Source organism: Microvirga aerophila (assembly GCF_003332305.1).
In the GTDB taxonomy this organism is placed as follows: domain Bacteria; phylum Pseudomonadota; class Alphaproteobacteria; order Rhizobiales; family Beijerinckiaceae; genus Microvirga; species Microvirga aerophila.
Genome location: NZ_QOIO01000159.1, coordinates 1 through 2,151, shown reverse-complemented (window position 1 = coordinate 2,151; position 2,151 = coordinate 1). Strand labels below are relative to the sequence as shown.

Sequence of the window (2,151 nt, the reverse complement as noted above, 5' to 3'; positions counted from 1 at the left end):
CGCTCTGATGACGGTTGAGGGCGAGAAGGACGACATCACGGGATGTGGTCAGACCTCAGCGGCTCTCACGCTCACGCCAAACCTGTCGGCTGACAAGAAGGAGCATTATGTCCAGGCGGGGGTCGGGCACTACGGTGTCTTCAACGGCTCACGCTTTCGGACAGAAATTGTGCCACGGATCAAGGCATTCATGACGAGGAATGCAGGCCGGTCCGCTAGGCCCCGAATGCCTCCCACGAGCAAACGACCTGTCGTGACCATGGAGAGAGTTTCAGTCTGAACATGGCCGGGAGACGCAATCCAGGATGAGCGGACTTGCGGCCCGACCGCAATAGGCTCTGTCGCACCGAATGGCGGCATCTGCATCCCGCTCGCGAGACCATCCCCTGTCAGGGCCATTCCCCGATGGCATTTCTGATCCGTGTTGCCGCCTCGTGCGGCTCAACCCCATCGGTGTACCAGTCTAAGACCGTCAGATAGAGATCGCCCCGCATGAACCTGTGGTGCGTGGACGGAAGCCTGCGCTCGACAGCCTCCAGGTACTGGGAAAATGGCTTGGTCATTGGATCAGTCCTGTCGCAGCACGGCTCGTGGCCGTTCAGTCTCTTGGGGCTGAGGTTATCCCTCCGTTTGGCATCTGTGTGGCAAGTTCATCCTTTCTCGATGGTTAGGCGATCAGCCGTATGATCAGGGCACCCCGAGGAACCCGCCGATGTGCGGCTAGCGGGTTTGAGGCGAAGCCTTGTCCCGGCGCACACCTTGGCCCCGCTTCAGTGCGAGCCAGCGGAACCCTGCGCTTTTTCTGGCTCGTCGAGCGGCACAGATATATGGTGTTGCGGTAGCCAAGGTGGAGCCAAGCCATGGCACGAACTGCTTTCTCTCACAGCCATCCGGCCCCTCAAAACAAGGTCGTTTCCGATCCCGCCGGGATCAGGCGGACGCGGTTACAGCACATTCATCCCCTCACGCATGAGCGGCAGGCGGCGCTGATCCAGACGGCTCGTGCCGCTTGCCACTTGGAGCCATCGCCACGGTTCAGCCCTGTTGAGCCCGTCCTGCGCGACCAGATGCTCGGGTTCCTCCCCAACCTGAGGTCCTTTGCTCTCTCGCTGACCAACAACCCCGCCTGGGCCGATGATCTGGTGCAGGACACCATCCTGCGGGCCTGGGCCAACCTTGCCCGCTTTGAGCAGGGCACCAATCTCGGTGCGTGGCTCTTCACGATCCTGCGCAACGGCTTCTACTCGCAGTACCGCAAGCGCAGGCACGAGGTTGCGGACCCTGACGGAGCCTATGCCCGATGCTTGATGGTCCAGCCTGAGCAGGAATCCGCTCTCACCTTTACTGACCTGCGGCGGGCGCTGGTTCAGTTGCCGCCCGAGCAGCGCAAGGCTGTCCTCCTGGTGGGAGCCGAGGGGAGGTCCTACGAAGACGCAGCGAACCCCTGCGGAGTGGCGGTTGGGACGATCAAGAGCCGAGTGAACCGGGCACGGACGCAATTGGCGATGCTGTTGCAGATGAAGGATCGCCATGACCTTGATCCCGACCGGCTGATCCAGGCGGCGCTGCAAAAGCCCGCCATGAGGCACCTCTAGCGACAGGTATCGCGATCAAGCTCCACAGGGGACTAGCCATGGCACCCTCCAAACCCGAGAAGCCTGAAGCGACAGCCAAAAGCATATCTGCCGAACCGGCTTCTGGCTTCTTGAAGCCCTTGCAGCCGTCACAGGAACTGGCCGCCGTGGTTGGCTCAGCCCCTTTGCCGCGCCCTGAAGTGGTGAGCAAGGTGTGGGAGTACATCAAGAAGCACAAGCTTCAGAACCCGCAGAACAGGCGGGAGATCATGGCGGACGAGAAGCTTCAGGCGGTGTTCGGTGGCAGGAACAAGGTGAGCATGTTCGAGATGAACAAGTACCTCGCCCAGCATCTCAAATGAACCCGTGGCAGCGGCGAGCCATGCCAGCCTGCATGGAGGGCAAACTGAACTGCCCATCATTCGTGGGCTGCTCGTCTCAGCGCAGCGGCTTGCAGGCGGTCGCGGAGTGCGGCTTGGCGCAGGTAACGGGCAGCAAACCTGAGACGGGCAGCCTGATCGGCTCGATCCTGATCAGTCAGCCGCTTGACCTTACGCTCAAGCCTCACAACGGCACG

General features: G+C 61.5%; 3 protein-coding genes and 1 pseudogene. 3 read left to right on the top strand and 1 reads right to left on the bottom strand.

Annotated elements, in window-relative coordinates; translation table 11 throughout:
- A pseudogene (locus tag DRB19_RS29455) lies at positions 1-280 on the top strand (polyhydroxyalkanoate depolymerase); the annotation flags it as partial.
- Positions 281-389: 109 nt separating this feature from the next.
- Here the strand turns inward: DRB19_RS29455 and DRB19_RS30535 are convergent.
- The gene (locus DRB19_RS30535) at positions 390-563 is read right to left on the bottom strand and encodes a hypothetical protein (protein ID WP_162815961.1); all 174 of its coding nucleotides are present in this window, start codon (positions 561-563) and stop codon (positions 390-392) included.
- Between the two features lie 297 nt (positions 564-860).
- On the opposite strand from DRB19_RS30535, the gene DRB19_RS29450 reads away from it, so the two are divergent.
- Positions 861-1,595, top strand: a complete 735-nt coding sequence (locus DRB19_RS29450; protein ID WP_114189486.1) for a sigma-70 family RNA polymerase sigma factor — start codon at positions 861-863, stop codon at positions 1,593-1,595.
- A 38-nt stretch (positions 1,596-1,633) separates the two neighbouring features.
- Positions 1,634-1,936, top strand: coding sequence for an SWIB/MDM2 domain-containing protein (locus tag DRB19_RS29445; RefSeq protein ID WP_114189485.1), 303 nt, complete (start codon positions 1,634-1,636; stop codon positions 1,934-1,936).
- Positions 1,937-2,151: the final 215 nt, after the last annotated feature.